This is a genomic window from Bacillota bacterium, assembly GCA_013314855.1.
Taxonomy (GTDB): Bacteria; Bacillota; Clostridia; order Acetivibrionales; family DUMC01; genus Ch48.
The window spans coordinates 1-3,572 of sequence record JABUEW010000220.1 but is presented as its reverse complement, the minus strand read 5'-3'; the positions used below and the strand labels follow the sequence as shown (position 1 = coordinate 3,572).

The window sequence follows — 3,572 nt, the reverse complement described above, 5'->3', positions numbered from 1 at the left end:
ATGGAAGCTATATTTAAAGAAGGATCGATACTGCTTTTTTTGAACTCGTTTGAAAAAGCAGTTGTAGTCATTGATACTAATGGAAATGTGACTTTTATAAATAGAGCAGGTGAAAATCTCTTAGATAAAGGGCTTGCGGAAATCCGAGGTCGAAATTTTAGGCAGTATATGCATTTCGACATGATAGATGAAGTTTTAAGCAAGGGATTGAGCATTACATCTGCCAGCGTTTGGGTAAATAGTAGGATAAGGTATATAAACATGTGCCCAATATCTATAAACAGAAATACGATTGGTGCTGTGATCGTCTTGGACAATACGGATAACAGCGACAATTTTGTCAGTACATTCAGACTTAGCAATGGCATAAATAGGGAGCTTGAATCCGTATTTAATGCTTGTTATGATGAAGTATTTATAACAGATGGAGAGGGAAACGTCCTGAAGGTAAATGCGATATGTGAGAAGCTATATAATCTGCAAACAGAAGACTTGGTAGGCAGGAATGTCCGGGAACTCGAGAAGAGAGGCGTGTTTTGCCCGTCCGTTACTATTAAAGTTATTAGAGATAAAAAGATGATATCCCTTACCCAAAGGACCAATAGCGGCAAAGTGCTGATTGTAACCGGCAATCCTGTATTTGACGGTAATGGAAAGCTGGTACAGGTAATCAGTACTTCGAAGGATATTACCGAGATACATGAACTACAGCAGGCATTAAAAGAAACTAAAGAGCTTGCCCAAACGTACTACAATCAGCTGGAAATATTGAAGCAAAATGACGGGATTAAGAGCAACATAATATATAAGAGTCTTAAAATGGAAGGAATCATGGCTCTGGTGGAAAAAATAGCACGGGTTGATTCCAATGTTTTAATCAGCGGCGAGTCAGGAGTTGGAAAAGGGTTAATAGCTGAAACGATTCATAAAATGAGCAAAAGGAGCAATAAAGAATTTGTAAGTATTAACTGCGGGGCAATCCCTGAAACACTGCTTGAATCGGAACTCTTTGGATATGAGAGGGGAGCATTTACAGGTGCCAGAAAGGATGGTAAAACAGGCCTGATTGAGCTGGCCGATAAAGGAACACTGTTTTTGGATGAGATAAGCGAGTTGCCGATTCATATGCAAGTTAAATTACTAAAAGTGGTAAATGAGAAGAAGTTCATGAGAATTGGCGGAGTAGATACTAAGACAGTAGATGTCAGGATAATTGCGGCAACCAATAGGGATTTGAATAAGATGATTTGCGAAGGAAGATTTAGAGAAGACCTTTATTACAGACTCAACGTTATACCGTTATACATTTGCCCACTTAGAGAGAGAAAGGAAGACATTATCGTATTAGCCAAGTACTTTGTTGAAAAGCTGAATCTCAAGTATTCAACTAATATACGATTGAGCAAGGAGGTCTTTGAAGCATTATTGGAGTACGATTGGCCGGGAAATGTAAGGGAGCTGGAAAACTGTATAGAAAGGTTGGTTGTTACGGCAGACAATGAAGTTATAGATTATGACGATTTGCCAGGTTTCTTATCTAAAAATAGAAAAGAAGAAATGGTAGAGACTAAGCTGAGACCCTTAAAAGAAGCTATGGAACAAACCGAGAAGCAACTAATTGTTGCAGCCTATAATTATCTAAAAAATACTTACAAGATAGCTGAGGTACTTGGCATAAGTCAGCCTACTGTAGTGAGAAAGCTGAAAAAATACTTGGAAAACGATTGTGAAAATTGCGACAATTGATGCAGGCATAAATTCATAATTCAATAATGAATTAAAGCAAAGCTATAATTTACCCTGTTTTCGTTAATCAGTGATACAGATATGAATTTTTTAAATCAATTCATATCTTTTTTTATATTTTAGAGGCTTGTTTTTCGCTTGCCGGTCATGGCATGTATATTGCTCATATAAATATAAAAAGGAAGGAGTTTGCCATTAAGGACTGATCTTGTGTAGCTATTATACTGATACATCAAAAGGAGGCTTATATCTATGACCAGCACATTAGAACCTAAAATTATAACTGAAATCCCAGGGCCCAAAAGCCGGGAATTGCTAAACAGATTTGAAAGAAATGTTCCTAAAGGTGTGTTTATGACCACCCCTATATTTGCCAGACGCGGGGAAGGAGCTCTTATAGAAGACGTTGACGGCAATGTCTTCATTGATTTTGCCGGGGGTATAGGGGTGTTGAATGTAGGGTACAGCAATCCGGAAGTGGTAGCGGCGGTAAAAGAGCAAGCAGAAAAATTCTTTCACACAAGTATAAACGTTGTTTTATACGAACAGTATCTTCAGTTGGTTGAGGAATTGAATAATATCATTCCTGGTAATTTTGATAAAGAGACAATGCTTGTAAATACTGGGGCCGAAGCTGTAGAGAATGCAATAAAGATTGTCAGGAAGTATACCGGCCGGAGCGATATTATTACTTTTACCGGAGCCTTTCACGGCAGGACTTTACTTACAATGAGCCTAACCAGTAAGGTAAAGCCTTATAAATTCGGGTTCGGACCGTTTGCCCCAGGAGTACATCGTATACCTTATCCCTACTGCTACCGCTGTCCCTACGGCTTGGAGTACGGTAAATGCAATTTGCACTGTGCAAACAGGATACATGACTTCTTTATGGAAAACGTTGCGCCGGAAGATGTAGCTGCCATAATAATTGAACCTATACAAGGGGAAGGGGGCTTTGTGGTAGCACCGGATGAATATATTACTGCCCTAAGGGAAATATGCGATAAATATGGGATATTACTGATCGCGGATGAGGTACAATCCGGATTCTGCAGAACAGGAAAAATGTTCGCCTGCGAGTATTGGGACGTATATCCCGATATTGTTACAACGGCAAAATCGATGGGAGCAGGGTTGCCTCTGGGTGCGGTCACGGCAAGAACGGAAATAATAGAATCCTCGCAGGTTGGGGGTATAGGAGGAACATATTGCGGTAACCCAATAGCAGCAGCAGGAGCGCTTAAAGTCATAGAAATTTTGAAAAGGGACGATTTTGCAGCTAAGGCCAATAATATTGGAGAAATATGCAAAAAGAGGTTTGATGAGATGAAAGAAAAGTACAATATTATCGGTGATGTGCGTGGTAGAGGAGCAATGGTTGCAATCGAACTGGTGAGCGATAGGGAGAACAAAACACCGGCTAAGGAAGAAACCGGCGAAATAATTAAGAACTGCTGGAGGAATGGGCTTGTTGTTTTGAACGCAGGCGTAAGAGGGAATGTGATTAGATTGCTTATGCCGCTGGTAATAACTAATGATCAATTGAAGCAAGGTTTGGATATACTTGAAAATGCTGTTTCAAGTATATCCAAACAACAATAATCATATGAGAGTTCCCTTATTTGGCGAGGGAACTCTCTATTTAACAAACTTAAAGGCGAGGTGTGATGATGAATGTACGGATTCTACAACAGGCTGCTGAGGGTGAACTTAAGCGGAAAGACCTGGACAACAGAAGAGATACCGGATCAGATATTCAAGAGATATTTCGGGGGAAAGGGCCTGGGCAGCTACCTCCTCAATAAAGAGGTACCCCAGGGAGCAGA

The 3,572-nt window shown here is 40.0% G+C and carries 3 protein-coding genes; all 3 read left to right on the top strand.

Annotated elements, in window-relative coordinates; translation table 11 throughout:
• The coding region (locus HPY74_20350) for a sigma 54-interacting transcriptional regulator (protein NSW92959.1) at positions 1–1,746 on the top strand (1,746 nt) is incomplete at its 5' end.
• Between the two features lie 252 nt (positions 1,747–1,998).
• Positions 1,999–3,348, top strand: a complete 1,350-nt coding sequence (gene gabT, locus HPY74_20345) for a 4-aminobutyrate--2-oxoglutarate transaminase (GenBank protein NSW92958.1) — start codon at positions 1,999–2,001, stop codon at positions 3,346–3,348.
• Between the two features lie 72 nt (positions 3,349–3,420).
• On the top strand, positions 3,421–3,572 hold a 152-nt coding region (locus HPY74_20340), incomplete at its 3' end, for a hypothetical protein (protein ID NSW92957.1).